The following is an 18,918-nucleotide window of genomic DNA, read 5'->3' as shown; positions in this document are numbered from 1 at the left end:
CGCCGGCCCGGGCAGCCGCCTGACGACCGGTCAGCGCAGCACCGGCAGGAAGGCGCTCAGGTCGCTGCGCTCCCCGCTCGCCGACACCTCGGCCGAATCCACCGCCACCGACCAGTCCAACCGGCCGGTGGCCAACCGGATCCAGCTCAGCGGATCGGTCTCCACCACATTCGGCGGGGTGCCCCGGGTGTGCCTCGGCCCGGGGACCGCCTGCACCACCGCGAACGGCGGCACCCGCAACTCCACGGCGGCGCCCGGCTGTTGCGCGGCCAGGGCATCGGCGAGCAGCCGGCTCACCGAGGCCAGCGCGAACCGGTCGTGCGAGAAGTCGGCCAGGCCGACCGCCGCCGCCAGGTCGTCCGCGTGCACCACCGTCTCGACCAGCCGGGTGACCAGCATGTCGGACAGCGTCATCGAGCCCAGCCTGATCTCGAACCGCCGCTGCTCGTCCCGGACTTCGGGCCCGTCCAGGAGTTCCGCCAGCGCATCCGCCGCCCGGTCGAACTCCGCCGCCACCTCGGCCGGCGACCCGGCGAAGGCCTGCGCACGGTACGCCCGGGTCCCCGAATCCAGCAGCTCGGAGAGCGAGCCGACGCCGCCCACCCAGCCGACCAGGTCCAGCGCCGCCCGTCCGGCCGGTGGCTGGTCCAGGTGGTTCGGCACCCAGGCCAGTTGCAGCGCCAGGTGCGCCACCAGGTCCCGAACCGTCCACTCCCCCAGCCGAGTCGGCGCCGCCAGCAGCCGCTCCGCCGCGGCGTCGCCGCACAGTCGGTGCACGGCCTGCCGCAACGCCTCGGTCTCGGCAGCCAGCGCAACCCGCACCTTCGCCGGATCGTAGCTGCGCGCCTTCCGGGTCACCGTCTTCGCCATGGCGCCAACCTACCCAAGACCTGTCCGGCGATTCGATAGCTCATGACGACTCTCCCGGCACAGACGAACGGCCCGCCCCCGGAAGCGGAGCGGGCCGTTGCGACACCATCGACGGATCAGCCGATCAGCGCCTCGATAACGCCGGTGTGCGCCTCGCGCAGCTCGGCCAGCGTGACCGTGAACTGGCCCTGCACCTCCAGCGCGTCGCCGTCCACCACACCGATCCGGGTGGCCGGCAGGCCCCGCGCACCGCACATGTCGGTGAACCGCAGCTCCTCGCTGCGCGGCACCGCGACGACCGCGCGGCCGGCCGACTCCGAGAAGAGGAAGACGAACGGGTCGAGCTCGGAGGGCACGATCACCCGGGCACCGAGACCGCCCTTGAGGCAGCTCTCCACCAGCGCCTGCGCCAGACCGCCGTCGGAGAGGTCGTGCGCCGCGTCGATCATGCCGTCGCGGGAGGCGGCGATCAGGATCTCGGCGAGCAGCCGCTCGCGCTCCAGGTCCACCTTGGGCGGCAGCCCACCGAGGTGGTCGTGCGCCACCTGCGACCAGGCGGAGCCGCCCAGCTCGTCGGCGGTGTCGCCGAGCAGGTAGAGGTGGTGGCCCTCGTCGGCGAAGCCGATCGGGGTGCGGCGGGTGACGTCGTCGATCACGCCGAGCACCGCGACCACCGGGGTCGGGTGGATGGCGGTCTCGCCGGTCTGGTTGTAGAGCGAGACGTTGCCGCCGGTCACCGGGGTGCCCAGGATCTGGCAGGCGTCGGCCAGGCCGCGGGTGGCCTCGGCGAACTGCCACATCACGTCCGGGTCCTCGGGGGAGCCGAAGTTGAGGCAGTCGGAGACCGCGAGCGGCTTGGCGCCGCCGGCCGCGACATTGCGGTAGGCCTCGGCCAGCGCCAGCTGCGCGCCGGTGTAAGGGTCCAGCTTGGCGTAGCGGCCGTTGCCGTCGGTCGCCACCGAGACGCCGAGGTTGGTCTCCTCGTCGATCCGGATCATGCCGGAGTCCTCGGGGGTGGCCAGCACGGTGTTGCCGATCACGAACCGGTCGTACTGGTCGGTGATCCACGCCTTGGAGGCCTGGTTCGGCGAGCCGGCCACGGCCAGCAGCGCCTGCCGGAGCTCCGCACCGTTCGCGGGCCGGGCCAGCCGGTCGGCCGTCGGCGCGTCCGCCTGCAGCGCGTCCTGCCAGGACGGGCGGGCGTACGGGCGCTGGTAGACCGGGCCGTCGTGCGCGACGGTGCGCGGCGGCACGTCCACCACCTGCTCGCCGTGCCAGAAGATCTCCAGCCGCTCGCCGTCGGTCACCTCACCGATCACGGTGGCGATGACGTCCCACTTCTCGCAGATCTCCATGAAGCGCTCGACCTTGCCGGGCTCCACGATCGCGCACATCCGCTCCTGCGACTCGCTCATGAGGATCTCCTCCGGCGAGAGCGTGGCGTCGCGCAGCGGGACGGTGTCCAGCTCGATCCGCATGCCGCCGGAACCGGCCGAGGCCAGCTCCGAGGTGGCGCAGGACAACCCGGCGCCGCCGAGGTCCTGGATGCCGAGCACCAGCTTCTCGGCGAACACCTCGAGGGTGCACTCGATCAGCAGCTTCTCCTGGAACGGGTCGCCGACCTGCACCGCCGGGCGCTTGGTGGGCTTGGAGTCGTCGAAGGTCTCGGAGGCCAGCACCGAGACACCGCCGATACCGTCGCCGCCGGTCCGGGCGCCGTACAGGATGACCTTGTTGCCGGCGCCGCTGGCCTGCGCGAGGTGGATGTCCTCGTGCTTCATCACGCCCACGCAGAGCGCGTTGACCAGCGGGTTGCCCTGGTAGCAGGGGTCGAAGACGACCTCGCCGCCGATGTTCGGCAGGCCCAGGCAGTTGCCGTAGCCGCCGATGCCCGCGACGATCCCGGGCAGCACCCGGCGGGTGTCGGGGTGGTCGGCCGCACCGAAGCGCAGCGGGTCCATCACGGCGACCGGGCGGGCGCCCATCGCCAGGATGTCGCGCACGATGCCGCCGATGCCGGTGGCCGCGCCCTGGTAGGGCTCGATGTACGAGGGGTGGTTGTGCGACTCGACCTTGAAGGTGACCGCGTAGCCCTGGCCGACGTCGACCACACCGGCGTTCTCGCCGATGCCGACCAGCATCGCGTCGGACTGCGGGGCCTTCTCGCCGAACTGCTTCAGGTGCACCTTGGAGCTCTTGTACGAGCAGTGCTCCGACCACATCACCGAGTACATCGCCAGCTCGGCGCCGGTGGGGCGGCGGTCGAGGATGCTGCGGATCCGCGCGTACTCGTCCTCCTTGAGGCCGAGTTCGGCCCAGGGCTGGGCGGCGTCGGGGGTCTGCTCGGCGTTCTTGACGGTGTCGAGAGTCATCAGACGTTCACCAGCTGCTTCAGGACGGACGTGAAGAACGGCAGACCGTCGGTCTTGCCGGTGCCGACCAGCGGCTCGACGGCGTGCTCGGGGTGCGGCATCAGACCGACCACGTTGCCGGCCGCGTTGGTGATCCCGGCAATATCGTTGATCGAGCCGTTGGGGTTGAGGTCGAGGTAACGGAATACCACCCGGCCCTCGGCCTCCAGCTCGTCGATGGTGCGCCGATCCGCCGTGTAGCGGCCGTCCATGTTCTTCAGCGGGACGGAAATCTCCTGGCCCGCCTGGTAATCCGAGGTCCAGGCGGTGCTCGCATTCTCGACGCGCAGCTTCTGGTCCCGGCAGATGAAGTGCAGGTGGTTGTTGCGCAGCATCGCGCCGGGCAGCAGGTGCGACTCGGTCAGCACCTGGAAGCCGTTGCAGATACCGAGGACCGGCATTCCGAGCCTGGCCTGCTCGATGATGCTCGCCATCACCGGCGAGAAGCGCGAGATGGCGCCGGCCCGCAGATAGTCGCCGTAGCTGAATCCGCCGGGCAGGACGACGGCGTCGACCTGATGGAGATCCTCGTCACGGTGCCAGAGCGCCACCGGCTCGGCACCGGCCAGACGGACCGCGCGCTGGGCGTCGCGGTCGTCGAGCGAACCGGGAAAAGTGACGACGCCGACGCGGGTGGTCACTGGCCGTCCTCCACCCGAACGGTGAAGTCCTCGATCACGGTGTTGGCGAGGAAGGTCTCGGCGGCCTCGCGGATCCGGGCGAGCGCGGCGTCGTCCACCGGGCCCTCCAGTTCCAGCTCGAAACGCTTGCCCTGGCGGACGTCGGCGATCCCGGCGAATCCGAGACGGGGCAGTGCGCGCTGCACCGCCTGTCCCTGGGGGTCGAGGATCTCCGGCTTGAGCATGACGTCGACTACGACGCGTGCCACTGGCACTCCCAAAGGTGTGGTGCGTGAAGGCGGGGGACCTTCAGACTACCGGGGCTGCGGGGTCGTTCGACGGCCCGGGGATCTCGACGCGCGTAGACCCGCGCCCCTTACGCCACTTGGCTTCCGGCCTTCCCGCAGGTCCGTTTCCTCCCCCTTTAAAGAAGTTCCCAGCTTCGCCCGGGAGGCCGCCGAATACCCGCACACCGGACAGATCGACCACGGATACCGGGGGCAATCCGCGCGGAAGTAACGGTGCGACGGCGAAGCGAGGTGAATATCCGGAAAAAGAAAGCAACGACCATCGATTTCCCAGACTCCGGGGTGCAGAATAGGGCCACCGGCGGTGACGGGAGACGCGTACGCAGCGGGCCATCGGTCCGCCCGTATGTGCCCTGTCGCAGGCTCCCGCACAGCCGGTGCACAGGGCCGCCGCGGCACACCGCGCCCGGTCGGCCGAATTGCCGAGAGGATTGACACCCATGGCTCAGCGTGTAGTTGTCACGCTCTCCGACGACCTGGACGGCGGCGCCGCCGCCGAAACCGTCCACTTCGGCGTCGACGGGAAGTCGTACGAGATCGACCTGTCCCTGGACAACGCGGAAAAGCTGCGCGAGGCGCTCGCTCCCTTCGTCGCCGCCGGCCGCCGCCAGAGCCGCACCGGAAAGTCGTTCCGCCGCACCGCGCTCGCGCCGGACCCGGCCGCCGTACGCGCCTGGGCCCAGTCCCGCGGCATGGAGCTCCCCGCTCGCGGCCGGATCCCCAAGCACGTCTACGAGGCCTTCTCCGAGGCGAACTGACACTGCTGGTCCGCCCTTCCGTCGCCGCCGACCGGGCTGCGACGGAAGGGATGCGTGACCAGCCCCGACGATGGGGTAGAGTATTTCTCGTCGCCGCAACCGGAGCCGAACAGGACGCCGGAAGCAGCGATCGGTGCCACCAGGCACCGTGCGGACGTGGCTCAGTTGGTAGAGCATCACCTTGCCAAGGTGAGGGTCGCGAGTTCGAATCTCGTCGTCCGCTCGCAGTATCACCGTTATGGTGACGTGCAACACAAGTGAAGATCGTGCGGACGTGGCTCAGTTGGTAGAGCATCACCTTGCCAAGGTGAGGGTCGCGAGTTCGAATCTCGTCGTCCGCTCCAGTCCCGAAATGGGGCCTTCTCCGGAAGGCCCCATTTCGCGTTTCGGGCTCCCCCGTCCCCGCCGGTCCCCCCGCCGGCCGGGGCACGCGTCCCCGGCCGGCGGAAAGCGCCTAGACCCACTCGGTCCCGGTCAACCGCTCGTACGCCTCGACGTACTTGGCCCGGCTGCGCTCCAGGATCTCCTGCGGCAGGGCCGGCGGCGGGAGTTCGCCCTTCGGGTCCCAGCCGGACTGCGGGGAGGCCAGCCAGTCGCGGATGAACTGCTTGTCGAAGGACGGCTGTGCCTTGCCCGGCTCCCACTGGTCGGCCGGCCAGAAGCGCGAGGAGTCGGGGGTCAGCACCTCGTCGCCGATCACCAGCTCGCCGCCGCTGAGCCCGAACTCGAACTTGGTGTCGGCCAGGATGATGCCCTGCTCGCGGGCGACGTCCCGGGCCCGGGTGTAGACCGCGAGGGTGGTCTGCCGCAGCGCGGCGGCCCAGTCGGCGCCGATCCGGCGGGCCGTCTCCTCGTAGGGGACGTTCTCGTCGTGCTCGCCGACCTCGGCCTTGAGCGCGGGGGTGTAGATCGGCGCGGGCAGCTCGGAGCCGTCCACCAGGCCCTCGGGCAGCGCGATGCCGGTGACGGTCCGGGACTCGCGGTACTCGGCCAGGCCGGAACCGGTCAGGTAGCCGCGGGCCACGCACTCGACCGGGAACATCTCCAGCGGCTCGCAGACCACGGTGCGACCGGCCCAGTCGGCGGGGGCACCGACCGGGAGCTCGGTGGAGATCACGTGGTTGGGCACCAGGTCGGCGATCCGGTCGAACCACCAGAGCGACAGCTGGGTGAGGATCCGGCCCTTGTCGGGGATGTCGCTGGGCAGCACCCAGTCGAAGGCCGAGGTGCGGTCGCTGGCCACCATGACCAGCCGACCCGCTTGGTCGCGGTACAGCTCGCGCACCTTGCCGGTGTGCAGGTGTTCCAGGCCGGGCACCTGGACCGGCTCGGGCTTGGTGACAAATCCGCTCAAGGTGGTCTCAGTCCTCAGGAGTGGGGGTCGCTGGACCCACCGATCCTTTCACGCGCCCCCTAGGCGCCCTTGCAGACCCGGTCCAGCAGATTGGCGGTGGCCCGCTGGATCCGTTCGTCGGTGTGGCCGGGGCGGTCCAGGGCCGGTGACCAGGCGAAGGTGCCGGCGGCGAAGACGTATGCGCCGCTCGGCGCCCGGTAGAGCGAGGTCTCCTGGTGCCGGGGGCGGCCCTGCTCGTCCTGGTAGGGCGAGTGGGCGAGCAGGGTCCGCTCGGTGTGCACGGGCAGCGCCACCTTGGGGAAGTACCGGTCGGCCTCCCCCGCGACCAGGTTGGCCACCTGGTCGCCGTCGCGCAGGCCGGTGCCGGCCCAGAGCCAGTGCCAGGTGTTGCCCGCCAGCAGCGGGACCGGCTGGGCCACCCGCCCCGCGTACTGGACGCCCAACAGGTGCTGCTCGGGCTCGCCCGCGTCCCGCCACAGGGCGCTGGCCGCCCCCGCCAGTCCGGCCGCCGGGGCGCCCGGTGGCACCCGCTGGCGCTTGCGGCAGTTGAGCAGCCGGTTGGGTTCACCGGAGGCACCGGCGGTCAGGTCGACCCGCCAGTACATGGTGTTGGCGGAGAGGAAGAGCAGCGAGGTGCCGCCGTCCCGGGCCCGCTCGACGGCCCGGCGCATCGGCTCGGACCAGTACTCGTCGTGCCCGGGGAAGATCAACGCCCGGTGCCGGGACGGCTCGACCAGGCCGGCGTGCAGGTCGGAGGCGGTGGCGTAGGCCAGGCCGTAGCCGTACCGCTCCGCCCAGCGGATGAAGTCGTAGGCGTGCCCGACGTGCAGCGGCAGTCCCGCGCCGGCGTGCGGGCGGTCGAAGGAGACGGTGACCGCGGCCTGCTGCTCGCCGAGCAGCCCGCCCCGCTCGTCCCAGGCGTGGTAGAGGCTGGCCCCGGTGTGCCCGTCCTCCGGGAACAGGTTGTACGCCTGCCAGGTGATGTCCGGTAGGACCAGCAGCAGTTCGGTGGCCGGCCCGGCGCCGAGCCGGTCGCGCACGGTGAACGGGATGTGGCTGCGGTGCCGCTGGTCGGCGGTGGTGAGCACCGCGACGTAGGCGCCGGGATGCCAGTGCAACGGGATCTGCAGCCGCCAGGAGTGCCACCAGTGGTGGCAGCTGACGGTTCGTCCGACCACCAACGGCGCCGGCTGGCGCAGCCCGGGGATCAGCGGACTGGCCGTCATGTGCTGGGCGCCGGCGCCGGCGTAGTGGCCGATCCGGTAGACGTCGACCAGGAAGTCGCGCGGCGGCTGCACGGTGACCCGCAGGTCGACCGAGCCGCCGGGGTGCACCACGCCGGCCGAGGCGAAGCCCTTGATCTGCTGGACCACGTCGTCGGCGTTGCGCGGGGTGCCGACCAGCGGCGCGGGCGGGGCGGCCGGCAGCGGCTGCTGGCCGGGGGCGTCGGTGCTGACGTACCAGGGGATGGAGCCCTCGGTGCCGGCGAGGTACTGGTCGGGACTGCGCAACCAGGGCAGCGGCCCTTGGCCGAACGGGTCGGAGACGCCGTGCGCGAGCGTCCCGGACTCCCATCTGCGACCCGACGACTCCTTGTCCACGCGCCCCTCCCGCGATGCGCTGCCCCGTGGCACGTGCCCGGGAAATATGCGTGTGGTCCAGCAGACCACAGAGTGCTGGTGCCGCGTCACCCCAAGTTAGCAACTGGTGGCAACGGATCCCGGCCAGGCGCGAGCTGACGGCCGGTCAGCCGAGCCGGACCGGCTTCTCCAGCCGCACCCCGGCGGCCTCCAGCCAGCTGCGCAGCGGGGCGGCGTCACCCTGCTCGACGGCCTCCACCACCGGATCGGCCAGGTCGCCCCGGCGGACCCCGCCGAGCAGCAGCACCGGACCGTCCAGCCAGTCCAGACCGGGCCGGCCGCCGGCGCTGTCGACGGCGGCGCAGCAGACCATCGCCGTGACGCAGTCGGCCAGCAGCTCGCGCCCTCCGCGCTCGGCGGCGCCCGGCACGGCCGGCGGCGCCGAGCTCGCCAGCGCGCGGGCCAGTTCGTCACCACCGCCGGCGTCCAGCCGGGCCAGCAGTCGGGCCAGGGTCGGCGCCGGGCGGGCCTCGCCGGCGGCGGGCACCGCGTCCAGCGCCTCGCGCAGCGCCAGCGCCTGCAGCCGCCAGCCGCGGTCCACCACCTGGTCGGGGTAGTCCTCCCAGAGCAGCTCGGCCTGCCCGCCGGGCACCGGGCCGTGGAACAGCTCGGCGGCCAGCAGCGAGACCGCCGCGTCCATCGCGCCGGGCTCCTCCAGCAGGTCGCAGGCGGGCCGGTCACCGAGCCGGCTCTCGTAGCCCTCGGCCAACCGGTCGCGGCGGGACAGCTCGGTGAGGGCCGCGACCACGCCGGCGTTCAGCTGGGCCGGGCAGCGGCCCAGCCGCCAGGCCGGCAGCGCCACCCGGGTGAGCAGCCGGTCCCAGCCCGCGTAGGCCAGACCCACCTGGCCCTGGGCGGCGATCCGCAGCCCGTAGTCGACCGCCTTGGCCTGCTCGGAGGCGGCGGCCGCGGCGGCCCGCTCCAGCTCGGCCACGTGCTCGCGGCAGGCCCGCAGCAGGGCGCGGGTGATCCGGTCCAGCAGCCGGGTCGGCAGCGAGCGACGACCAACGCCGAGCGCGGCGTCCAGACTGCGGACGAAGCGGCGGGCGGCGGCGATCTCCGGATCGGCGGCGGCGGCCGTACCGGCCACCACCGGGGCCAGCAGGGCGCGCAGCTCGTCGGCCCGCATCCACCAGAGGAAGGGCGAGCCGACCACCAGGGCGGGTGCGGGGGGCACGGCGGCCGGGCGCAGCAGGCCGCGCAGCTCGGCCGCCGGCGAGGGCCGGGGCGTGGGCGGCTCCTCCAGCCAGCTGTCGCAGTCCGGGGTGAGTGCGATGGCGGTCGGGGCGGGCACCCCGAGCCGGTCGGCCAGCTCCCGGATCAGCTGGTGCAGTTCGGGTGCCTGGGCGGCTTGGACGGTGATCGCCGGGGTGCTCGGCGGCACCGCGTGGGCGTGCCGCCGGATCGCGGCCAGCGCGACCGCGCCGACCAGCACGGCGATCGCGCAGACCGTCCAGCGGACGGCGTCCCAGCCGGCCGCGTCGGCGGAGCCGGGGGCGCCGATCCGGCCGGTGAAACGGCCGGCCAGCAGCACCACCGCGGCGGCGGCCGGCAGCACCGCTGCCGCCCGGGCCAGGCTTCGGATCCGCAGCACGGCGCGAGCCCGTGCGCGTGCGGCGTCGAGAGCGGCCATCCGGTGCTGCACCCCCTTCGGAGTCCTTCGGAGTCGGAGCTTGCCGTGAGCTGAGCTGGTGCGTCGTGTTGTACGTCTTGCTGCGGTGCGTCGTGCTGCAGAGCCGGTGCTGCGGTGCTTCCTGGGGAGCGTTCCTCGCTGACTGGTGTGACGCACGCGGGTCGACGGGTGTTCCAGCTCAGGCTGGTTTCCACTCGTCCCGGTGACACCTTGCAGCTTCCCCCCACACGGGCAGGCGCACCCGGCGGCGACCGCGGCGCCGCCCTGACGGCCCCGCGATTCAGCGCACCCTACGGCCGGGAGGCGACCGCCGTCAGCCGGATGACCCGGCATTCACTCGAAGGGCTGGAATCGCCCGGCCGTTCGCAAAGGTGAACCGAGGATCCGAACTGCTGCGCGGATTCCGGCGAACGAGGAAGGGCGCTGCGTCCGGTGGGATGACCGGACCCAGCGCCCTTCGTACTTCTCGAGTTCAGCCGTCGAGTTCGGCTCCGCGCTCAGCTGTCGAGTGCCGCCTTCAGCGCGATGTCGGTGCGGTGCTGCGAACCGTCCAGCCGGATCTCGGCCACGCCCGTGTAGGCCCGCTCGCGGGCCTGGGCCAGGTCGGCGCCGGTGGCGGTGACCGAGAGCACCCGGCCGCCGGCACTGAGCACCCGGCCTTCGCCGTCCTGCTCGGTGCCCGCGTGCAGCACCCAGACCGTGCCGTCGGCGGCCTCGGCCTTCTCCAGGCCCTCGATCACGTCGCCGGAGCGCGGCGCGGCCGGGTAGCCCTCGGCGGCGATGACCACGGTGACCGCCGCCCCCTCGTCCCAGCGCAGCGGCTCCAGGTCGGCCAGCGTGCCGTTGGCCGCGGCCAGCAGCACGCCCGCCAGCGGGGTGCGCAGCCGGGCCAGCACCACCTGGGTCTCCGGGTCGCCGAAGCGCGCGTTGAACTCGATCACCCGGGTGCCGCGCGAGGTGAGCGCCAGGCCCGCGTAGAGCAGGCCGGAGAACGGGGTGCCGCGGCGGCGCAGCTCGTCCACGGTCGGCTGCAGGACGGTCTCCAGCACCTCCTCGACCAGGCCGGCGGGGGCCCAGGGCAGCGGCGAGTAGGCGCCCATGCCGCCGGTGTTCGGTCCGGCGTCGCCGTCGAGGGCGCGCTTGAAGTCCTGCGCGGGCTGCAGCGGAAGCACCGTGGTGCCGTCGGTGATCGCGAAGAGCGAGACCTCCGGGCCGTCCAGGTACTCCTCGATCACCACCCGCTCGCAGGAGGCGGCGTGGGCCAGCGCGGCGGTGCGGTCGGCGGTGACCACCACGCCCTTGCCGGCGGCCAGGCCGTCGTCCTTGACCACGTACGGGGCGCCGAAGGCGTCCAGCGCCTCGGCGGCCTCGGCCGGGGTGGTGCAGAGGTAGGAGCGGGCGGTCGGCACGCCGGCGCCGGCCATCACGTCCTTGGCGAAGGCCTTGGAGCCCTCGAGCTGGGCGGCCTCTGCGGACGGGCCGAAGACCGGGATGCCGGCCGCGCGCAGCGGATCGGCGACGCCGGCCACCAGCGGGGCCTCCGGGCCGACCACGACCAGGTCGGCGGCCAGCCGCTGGGCCAGCGCGGTCACGGCCGCACCGTCCAGCTGGTCGACCGGATGGACCGTCGCGACCCGCCCGATCCCGGCGTTGCCCGGGGCACAGTGCAGCTCGGAGACGGCGGGATCTTGGGACAGGGAGCGGCACAGGGCGTGTTCGCGGGCGCCGCCGCCGATGACGAGGACCTTCACGGTTGGCAAGGGTAGTCGGTGGCCGGTTCCCGCCCGCCCACCGGGATGTGGGAACCTCCATGGATCAGCAGCCGGGAGGGGGTGCCGACTGTGGGTTCGGCCAAGCCGTGGACCGGGGTCAGGTTCGCGGCACGCGGTGGACTCGCTCGGAAGAGTGAAATCCCTCCGACTTCCGCAACCCCGTCACCACGGGTTCCTGACGCTTTTTCGGGTAACGATCACTGCGGAAGCATCCACACGGTCAGCCATTTGGCGGTAAGAAGTGCTGTTGGATACCCAGCAGTGCCGCGATACCCAGCAATGCCCCCAGACCCAGCAGTGCCCCCAGCAGTGCCCCCAGTAGTGCCCCACAGCAAGCCAGCGCAGCAGTCAGGCCTGTCCGATCAGTCAGGCCCGTCAAGGGAGCCCCACAGGTGAGCCAGCCCGAAATGCAGCCCGAGGAGAGTCCCTGGGGCAAGGACGTCGGCGAGGAGGACCAGCCCACCGCGGCGGCCGGCGCCGGCCGGGACCGGGCCGCCACCCGCCGCCGCGCCGATCTGAGCGCCCGCCAGTTCCCACTCGGGGACTGGGGGGAGCCGGCCGAGCGGCTCGAGGAGCTGTACCGGTGGTCCGAGGAGCGGGCCGTCGAGGCGATCGAGTGGTACCGCCGGGACCGGCTCTGGAAACGCCGCTGGGCGCGGCTGCTGCGGGTCGGCGCCGCCGGCCTCGGGGTGGCGGGGGTGACCCTGCCGCTGGTCCAGCTGACCGGTCGCTGGGCGCACGCCAGCGCCTGGGGGTACGTCGCGCTGGCGCTGGCCGCCGGCTGCCTGGCGACGGACCGGGCGTTCGGGCTCAGCTCCGGCTGGATGCGGGACGTGAGCACCGGGCAGGCGCTGCAGCGGCGGCTGGAGGCGTTCCAGTTCGACTGGGCCTCGGAGTGCGTGCGCGAGGTGCTCGGCCCCACCGAGGGCACCGCGGGTGAGGCCGCCGAGCGCTGCCTCGGGGTGCTCCGCCGGTTCTGCGAGGACATCTCGGAGCTGGTCCGCAGCGAGACCTCCGAGTGGATGCTCGAGTTCCGCGCCCGGATGACCCAGTTGCCCACCCAGGCCCCCGGCAGCTGGGGCACCCGCCCGGAGGGCGGGACGCCGGCCCACGTGCGGGTGCTGCCGCCGCCCGGGACCAGGCCGACCATGCCGCGTCAGCGACCGCCGGAGGGCCCGCTGCGCTAGCCGGCGGATCGCTTTGCAAAGTTTGCAAAGCCCCGCCCGCGAGGCGCTCAGGCGAAGACGACCATCGACCCCTGGGTCAGGCTCCGGGTCGCCGCCGCGTACAGCCCGGCCCAGGCGTGCCGCTCCCGCGCATAGGGGTGCACGTCGTCCAGCGGCGGGGCGAACGGCTGCTCCAGGCCGGTCGGGCCGAGCGGCCTGGTCGGCAGCGGCGGGTTGAGCGGGTCGACGCCCAGCGCCGGAGCGATCGCCTGCAGCTCGCGCAGCAGCCCGTACGAGGAGCCCAGCGGTCCGCCGGAGGCCAGCAGCTCCTGGTCGACCAGCGGGATGTCGAACTCGATCGGCACGTACGCACCGGCGTGGTCGAAGTGCCAGACCAGGTGGGAGTGCTCGGCGGTGGCCTCGAACATCTCGAGCAGCTGCTCGTAGTCGCCGCCCAGCGCGTCGACCGGGGTCAGCTGGAAGCCGGTGAGCTGGAGCAGGTAGGCCCGGCGCAGGAAGTGCAGCGAGTCGTAGTCGAAGGCCGCTATCGGCTCCACGCCGCCGGTGATCCCCGGCGCGAACTCGTAGACCGGGACCCGTGGCAGGCCGCGCGCGCTGAGCGCCGCGTTGTAGATCTCGAGGTCTTCACGGAACGGGTTCTCGGGGCTGTGGCTCAGTACGTCCACGAGCGGTACGAGCCAGAGGTCGCAGGCCACGGGCCGCTCTTCCTCTCCAGGACAGGGGTGGATCGTTTTCGGTCGGCCGCCGACCAGCCTCGGTCGACGCCCGAACCACCCTACCGGCCCAACGTGCGGTCCGGAGCGGCCCGCAGTGATCGCGGCTGCGGCACCACGCCGCGGCCGTCCCCGGCATCCGGGCCGGCACCGTCCGCGGGCGTGCAGCCGGGCCCGTCAGCAGGCGCGTCAGCGGGCGCGGGCACGGGCTCGGCCGGCAGCGTCCCGGTCGGTTCGGCGGTGAGCAGCGGCAGCACTGAGACATCCGTCACCGACTCCCCGGTCAGCTCCGCGAGCAGGTGCACCGTGAACAGGTTGTACTCGTTCACCATCCGGTGCGCGCCCGCCAGGTCCCGTGCGGTGATCAGCTCGACCAGCTCGACGTGCTTGTCCCAGCAGACCCCGGCCAGCTCGCTCCGGGCCCGCAGGTACGGGGCCGCGAACATCCAGGACTGCACCCGGAGCCAGTCCAGGTAGTCGGCGATCCGACGGTTCTCCATGAACCCCGCGAGCTCGTTCCAGAACCGCCGGTCGCAGCCGACCAGCACGTCCAGCTGCCCGGCCCGGGCAGCCCGGGCGGCCGCCTCGGCCCGGCGGCGCAGCGAACCCAGCCGGGACCAGTCGTAGCGGCTGACCCGGCGAGCGAGTTGGCGGAACGCGCTGTCGGTGAGCATCGTCCGGGCCTCGAAGATCTCCAGGAAGTCGGCCCAGGCGAGCACCGGCACGGTGAAGCCCCGATGGTGCTCGGCCCGCAGCAGCCCCTGGGCCGCCAGGTCGACCAGCGCCTCCCGGGCCGGGGTCGCGGAGACCCCGTACAGCTCGGCGATCTCCTTGACGGTGAAGTTGCTGCCGGCCTCCAGGCGTCCGGCCATCAGCTCCTCCCGCAGGGCGCCCGCGATCTGCTGGCGCAGGCTGTTGCGCTGGATCGGGAGACGGCCCTCCCCGATGACGACCACCAGCACAACCTCCTCCGACACAGTGGGACCCGACCTGGTGGGACCGGGACCGAGGGCTCATCCTCTCAAAAGTCGCCCACACAACTCACACATTCAGCGCTGGACCGGCGCCGGGATGCCCAGCAACCGGTCGCGGTGCACCGGGAACTCGGCCCGCGCCTTGGCCACCTCCGCCGGGTCGAACTCGACGGTCAGCACCTCCTCGCCCATCCCCGCCTCGGCCAGCACCCGGCCCCACGGGTCCACCACCACGCTGTGCCCGGCCTGCTCGACCCCGCCGTGGGTGCCGGCCGTGTTGCAGGCCAGCACATAGGCCTGCTCCTCCACCGCTCGGGCCCGGGCCAGCAGCGACCAGTGCTCGCGGCGCCGCTCCGGCCAGGCGGCCGGGATCACCAGCAGTTCCGCCCCGGCGTCCAGCAGCGCCCGGAACAGCTCCGGGAAGCGCAGGTCGTAACAGGTCGCCAGGCCCAGCACACCGAAGTCGGTGGCGGCCGTGACGATCTCCTGCCCGGCACCCATGGCGACCGCCTCCCCGCTGTCGAAGCCGAAGCGGTGGATCTTGCGGTAGGTGTGCACCAGTTCGCCGCTCGGCGAGAAGACCAACGAGGTGTTGTAGACCGGGCCGTCCGGATCGCGTTCCACGATCGAACCCGCGTGCAACCAGACTCCGGCGGCCCGCGCGGCCGCTGACATCACGTCAGCCGTCGGCCCGTCCAAGGGCTCGGCGCCGGTGGACCAGGACTGGTAGGCGAATCCGCCGAGCGCCCAGAGCTCCGGCAGGACCACCAGGTCAGCGGCCTCCTGCGCACGGACCAGCGCGGCCGCCCGGGCCCGCCGCTCGGCCGCCGGTTCGGCATCGGACACGGAGAGTTGGATCAATGAGGCGCGCACACTACCACCGTCCACGACAAGAGACCTACGATCGTCACCCGAAAGCGCTGCCCTGCTCTCTCCGGGCAGCGTAACGTGCGCATAGCGCGTGCGCCCGGAAGCCGGGATTCCCGTCCATGACTTCCCGTCGCGCGCGGGTGAACAGCCGACGGATGGCCGGAGAAAAGGACGCTGTGACCGACAATCAGGTCGTGCAGACCTACACGGATGCCTGGACGCACTCCATCGAGTCCATATCGGAGCTGCTGGCCCCCCTGCCCGCCGATTCCTGGAACCGGCCCACCGAGTGCCCCGGCTGGTCGGTGCGCGACGTCGTCTCGCACGTGATCGCCGTCGAGTCCGAGCTGCTCGGCGACCCGCGGCCGATCCACTCGCTCCCCAGCGACATCTTCCACGTCAAGGACGAGCTCTCCCGCTACCTCGAACTCCCGGTCGACAAGCGCCGTTGCCACACCGCGCCGGAGATGACCGCGGAGCTGGAGTACGTGATCATCCGGCGCTCCCGCGCCCTGCGCAACGCCACCACGGCTCCCGACGAGGCGGTCCGCTTCCCGGCCGGCCCGTTCTCCTACGAGCTGCCCTACGCGCAGTTGCTGCGGATGCGCACGCTGGACGTCTGGGTGCACGAGCAGGACCTGCGCCGCGCCCTGCGGCTGCCCGGCAACCTGGACTCCCCCGCCGCCCAGGTCACCCGCGACCTGCTGCTCGAAGGCCTGCCCAAGGTGGTCGCCAAGCTCGCCGGCGCCCCCGCCGGCACCACCGTGGCCTTCGACGTCACCGGCCCGCTGGAGTTCCTGCGCACCGTCCGGGTCGACGAGACCGGCCGCGCCGCGATCGACGGCTCGATCAGCCTCGGCCCCGACGTCCAGTTCACCCTGGACTGGGAGAGCTACCTCCGTCTCGCCACCGGCCGGGTCCGGGCCGAGGCGCTGCCGTCCGGCTCGCTGAAGGTGAACGGGGACGGGGAGTTGGCCGAGCGGATCCTGGCGAGCTTCGTCCTGACGCCCTGACCGGCGGCCCGCGACAGCCGGCGGCCGCTCAGGCCGCCGGCTGCTGAGCCTTCCGCCGCAGCCGCAGGATCATCGCCGTCCCCACCGCCAGCGGCACGTACAGCCAGCAGAACGCCAGCCGGTACGCGCCCGCCGAGTAGCCGTCCCCGCCCCCGGTGGAGACCGCGTCCAGCAGCACGCCGATCCCGAACAGCGTCACCATGGTGGCGATGAAACCGCCCATGTTGGCGATGCCGGAGGCGGTGCCCAGCCGGTGGGCGGGGTTGTGCGAGCGGGCGTAGTCGAGGCCGACCAGCGAGGCGGACCCGTTGCTGCCCATCACCACCAGCAGCAGCACCAGCAGCGGCAGCGGCGGGTGGCCGCCGGGCCAGGCCAGCGCCACGGCCCAGCACAGGCCGGTCGCGCCGATCACGCTCAGCACGATCGGCATCCGTAGCGCCGGGCCCTTCGACAGCAGGCGGCCGAAGAGCAGCCCGAAGAACATGTTGCTGAACACCAGCAGCGTGAGCAGTCCGCCGGCCTGTCCGCGGGTCATGCCCTGGCCCTCGACCAGGTAGGGCAGTCCCCAGAGCATGGCGAAGGCGTTGCCGGGGAACTGGGTGGTGAAGTGCACCCACATGCCCAGCCGGGTTCCGGGCTCGCGCCAGGAGTGGCGGAGCTGGGTGAGCACCGGCAGCCGGTCCTCGACCGGCACGGCCGGCGCCGCCGAGCCGGTCGGCGCCTCCCGCAGCAGCAGCGCGACCAGGGCGAAGACGCCGAAGCCGAGCAGGGCGGTGGCGGTGAAGGTGGCCGTCCAGCCCTCGGTGTGCAGGGCCTGGGCCAGCACCACGGTGGTGACCAGGTTGCCGCCCATCCCGGCGAGGCCGGTGAGCTGGGCGACCAGCGGGTTCTTGGCGGCCGGGAACCAGCGGGCGGCGATCCGCAGCACGCTGATGAAGGTCATCGCGTCGCCGCAGCCGAGCACCGCGCGGGAGGCCAGCGCGGGGCCGAAGGAGCTGCTGAGGGCGAAGGCGAGTTGCCCGGCGCTGAGCAGCACGACGCCGGCCAGCAGGACCCGGCGCGGTCCGAAGCGGTCGACCAGCAGGCCGACCGGGATCTGCATCGCGGCGTAGACCAGCACCTGGAGGATGGAGAAGGTGGAGAGCGCGGAGGCGCCGACGCCGAACCGGTGCGCCGCGTCCAGGCCGGCCACGCCCAGGCTGGTGCGGTGGATCACCGCCAGGACGTAGACGCTGACGCCGATGCTCCAGGCGAACCAGGCGGCGCGCCCGCCAGGCGGCCGCAGGGTGTCGGTCGGCGACAGGTCGATCGGGGAGCGGCGGGGACCAGGGAGGGACGGGGAGCGGGTGGCGCTGGCGGGGTCCGCGGTCATAGTGCACCCAGATTAGTCATCCCATCATTCGATGCTTCCACCGGGTATGCACGCTCAGGCGAAATCCGGCCGTCTCACCCAGCCGTCTCACCCAGCCGTCTCACCCAGCCGTCTCACCCAGCCGTCTCACCCGGTCAGCACCCAGCTGACCGTCCGCACCATCCGTTGCTCCCGGAACGCCTCGTCGCGCACCCAGTCCGTGGTGTCCCGCACGGTGGCGGCGACGGTGACCCGCTGGCCGGGGACCAGCTGCAGCGCGGCCGGCTCGTACCAGGTGTGGTCCGGCGCCTGCGGCTGCACCACCCGGCCGTCCACCCGCCACTCCACCTGCAGACTCCGGCCGCCCTCCAGCGCCAGGGGCCGGACGGTCAGCCGGGGGCGCCCCGCCACCTGGCCCGGCACGGGCTGCGCGCCGTCCAGCGGGGAGACCCGGCGGTAGAGCTGTTCGATGATCGCCTCCCGGGAGGGGAGGTTGTAGCTGCCGCCCAGGGTGCGCATCACCGAGTCGGTGGTCGGGCGGTAGACGCCGTTGGCGCTGCGGTAGGCGCCGACCACACCGCCGCCGTCCGGTGACTGGGCGCCGAGCCAGCGCCACCACTTGAGGTGGTCGCGGCGCATCGCGTCGGCGCCCTGGGTGGAGAGGTTGGGGTAGTCGGCGTCGCCGGGCGCGCTGTCGTACTCGTCGCCGAGGTCGCCGACGGTGTGGCCGATCTCGTGCTGGATGATCCGGCCGGCGTCGGGGCTGCCGCCCGCCAGGGTGGTCACCCCGGTACCGCCGGCCCCGCCGTACTCGGTCGAGTTGGCCAGCGCGATCAGGTACTGCGGGCCGTCCCCGTCACCCGCGTAGCGGGCGGTGGCGGCCTCGTCGGCGCAGAGCAGCCGCGCGGTGCCCTCGCACCAGAAGTGCATGCCCAGCGGGGTCCCGGGGCGCCGGCCCTTGCCGTCGGCCTCGGCGATCCCGGGGGTCGGGGAGACCACCTCGACCCGCCGTATGTTGAAGAAGTCCTGGTAGGTGCGGAACGGCTCGATCTCCATCAGCGCCCGCCAGGCCTGGTCGGCCTGCTGCCGGAAGAGCTCCTGCTGGTCGGCCGTGTAGCCGTCGCCGAGCAGCACCAGGGTGATCCGGTTGGCGGGGTCGCCGGTGCGGCGTATGTCCACGGTCGGTGCCGCACCGGGGCCGCGCAGTTCGGCCGGTAGGACGCCCGCCGCGCCGTGCGGCGGCAGCGCCCGGTCGGTGATCGGGCCGAGCGCGCCGAACGGCCCGGGTGCGGCCAGCTCCACGGCGGACGGCAGTACGGCTGCCACGAGCAGGACGAGTGCGGCCAGGCTGCGGATGAGACGGCCAGGATTGCCAGGCGTCATACCGACGGTCCTCGGTGCTCCGGTCACCCGGCGGGCGCTCGGGTGGGGGGTCGCCAAGACG

16 protein-coding genes and 2 tRNA genes are annotated in these 18,918 nt (G+C 72.8%); 5 read left to right on the top strand and 13 right to left on the bottom strand.

The annotated features are described in order from the left end of the window. Positions 1-30: 30 nt before the first annotated feature. The 4 genes from BR98_RS22865 to purS form a co-directional block, all read right to left on the bottom strand. A complete protein-coding gene (locus tag BR98_RS22865; RefSeq protein WP_035847261.1) occupies positions 31-870 on the bottom strand; it encodes a maleylpyruvate isomerase family mycothiol-dependent enzyme in 840 nt (279 codons plus the stop codon). 116 nt (positions 871-986) lie between these two features. Continuing rightward, entirely contained in the window at positions 987-3,242 is a 2,256-nt protein-coding gene (purL, locus tag BR98_RS22860; protein ID WP_035847260.1) for a phosphoribosylformylglycinamidine synthase subunit PurL, read from the bottom strand. Next, on the bottom strand, positions 3,242-3,922 hold the full coding sequence (purQ, locus tag BR98_RS22855; protein WP_035847259.1) for a phosphoribosylformylglycinamidine synthase subunit PurQ: 681 nt from the start codon (positions 3,920-3,922) through the stop codon (positions 3,242-3,244). Before purQ ends, purL begins: the two co-directional genes overlap by 1 nt. After that, positions 3,919-4,170 carry a phosphoribosylformylglycinamidine synthase subunit PurS gene (purS, locus tag BR98_RS22850; protein WP_035847258.1) on the bottom strand — a complete coding sequence of 84 codons (252 nt, stop codon included), beginning with the start codon at positions 4,168-4,170 and terminating at the stop codon, positions 3,919-3,921. Before purS ends, purQ begins: the two co-directional genes overlap by 4 nt. Before the next feature lie 479 nt (positions 4,171-4,649). On the opposite strand from purS, the gene BR98_RS22845 reads away from it, so the two are divergent. The 3 genes from BR98_RS22845 to BR98_RS22835 all read left to right on the top strand — a co-directional run bounded on the left by BR98_RS22845 (position 4,650) and on the right by BR98_RS22835 (position 5,311). Beyond that, entirely contained in the window at positions 4,650-4,967 is a 318-nt protein-coding gene (locus tag BR98_RS22845) for a histone-like nucleoid-structuring protein Lsr2 (RefSeq protein WP_035847257.1), read from the top strand. Positions 4,968-5,117: 150 nt separating this feature from the next. Beyond that, a tRNA-Gly gene (locus tag BR98_RS22840) sits at positions 5,118-5,190 on the top strand. A gap of 45 nt (positions 5,191-5,235) precedes the next feature. Continuing rightward, positions 5,236-5,311 (top strand) — tRNA-Gly (locus tag BR98_RS22835). A 110-nt stretch (positions 5,312-5,421) separates the two neighbouring features. On the opposite strand, the gene BR98_RS22830 is transcribed toward BR98_RS22835, so the two are convergent. From BR98_RS22830 to purD, 4 genes are all read right to left on the bottom strand, one after another. Next, positions 5,422-6,321 (bottom strand): phosphoribosylaminoimidazolesuccinocarboxamide synthase, encoded by a 900-nt coding sequence (locus tag BR98_RS22830; protein WP_035847256.1) that lies wholly within the window; start codon positions 6,319-6,321, stop codon positions 5,422-5,424. Between the two features lie 59 nt (positions 6,322-6,380). After that, positions 6,381-7,922, bottom strand: coding sequence for a N,N-dimethylformamidase beta subunit family domain-containing protein (locus BR98_RS22825; RefSeq protein WP_035847255.1), 1,542 nt, complete (start codon positions 7,920-7,922; stop codon positions 6,381-6,383). 145 nt (positions 7,923-8,067) lie between these two features. Further along, on the bottom strand, positions 8,068-9,594 hold the full coding sequence (locus BR98_RS22820; protein WP_035853478.1) for a hypothetical protein: 1,527 nt from the start codon (positions 9,592-9,594) through the stop codon (positions 8,068-8,070). 497 nt (positions 9,595-10,091) lie between these two features. Beyond that, the gene (purD, locus tag BR98_RS22815; RefSeq protein ID WP_035847254.1) at positions 10,092-11,345 is read right to left on the bottom strand and encodes a phosphoribosylamine--glycine ligase; all 1,254 of its coding nucleotides are present in this window, start codon (positions 11,343-11,345) and stop codon (positions 10,092-10,094) included. 413 nt (positions 11,346-11,758) lie between these two features. Between purD and BR98_RS22810 the strand changes: the two genes are divergently transcribed. Further along, a complete protein-coding gene (locus BR98_RS22810) occupies positions 11,759-12,553 on the top strand; it encodes an SLATT domain-containing protein (protein ID WP_035847253.1) in 795 nt (264 codons plus the stop codon). Between the two features lie 47 nt (positions 12,554-12,600). Here the strand turns inward: BR98_RS22810 and BR98_RS22805 are convergent, their stop codons facing one another. The 3 genes from BR98_RS22805 to BR98_RS22795 form a co-directional block, all read right to left on the bottom strand. Continuing rightward, complete coding sequence (locus BR98_RS22805; protein WP_035847252.1) at positions 12,601-13,248, bottom strand: hypothetical protein; 648 nt, start codon at positions 13,246-13,248, stop codon at positions 12,601-12,603. Positions 13,249-13,328: 80 nt separating this feature from the next. Continuing rightward, the gene (locus BR98_RS22800) at positions 13,329-14,243 is read right to left on the bottom strand and encodes a GntR family transcriptional regulator (RefSeq protein ID WP_324606685.1); all 915 of its coding nucleotides are present in this window, start codon (positions 14,241-14,243) and stop codon (positions 13,329-13,331) included. A 72-nt stretch (positions 14,244-14,315) separates the two neighbouring features. Continuing rightward, positions 14,316-15,113 carry a carbon-nitrogen family hydrolase gene (locus BR98_RS22795; protein WP_035847251.1) on the bottom strand — a complete coding sequence of 266 codons (798 nt, stop codon included), beginning with the start codon at positions 15,111-15,113 and terminating at the stop codon, positions 14,316-14,318. 173 nt (positions 15,114-15,286) lie between these two features. Here BR98_RS22795 and BR98_RS22790 point away from each other — a divergent pair, with 173 nt between their 5' ends. Beyond that, positions 15,287-16,123 (top strand): maleylpyruvate isomerase family mycothiol-dependent enzyme, encoded by an 837-nt coding sequence (locus tag BR98_RS22790; protein ID WP_035847250.1) that lies wholly within the window; start codon positions 15,287-15,289, stop codon positions 16,121-16,123. A 28-nt stretch (positions 16,124-16,151) separates the two neighbouring features. Here the strand turns inward: BR98_RS22790 and BR98_RS22785 are convergent, their stop codons facing one another. Continuing rightward, the gene (locus BR98_RS22785; protein WP_035847249.1) at positions 16,152-17,495 is read right to left on the bottom strand and encodes an MFS transporter; all 1,344 of its coding nucleotides are present in this window, start codon (positions 17,493-17,495) and stop codon (positions 16,152-16,154) included. 126 nt (positions 17,496-17,621) lie between these two features. Continuing rightward, on the bottom strand, positions 17,622-18,857 hold the full coding sequence (locus tag BR98_RS22780; RefSeq protein WP_051970075.1) for a M64 family metallopeptidase: 1,236 nt from the start codon (positions 18,855-18,857) through the stop codon (positions 17,622-17,624). Positions 18,858-18,918 lie beyond the last annotated feature (61 nt).

It is taken from the genome of Kitasatospora azatica KCTC 9699, assembly GCF_000744785.1.
Classification (GTDB): domain Bacteria; phylum Actinomycetota; class Actinomycetes; order Streptomycetales; family Streptomycetaceae; genus Kitasatospora; species Kitasatospora azatica.
Note: the sequence above shows the minus strand (reverse complement) of the source record. Positions and strands in the feature narration are given on the sequence as shown.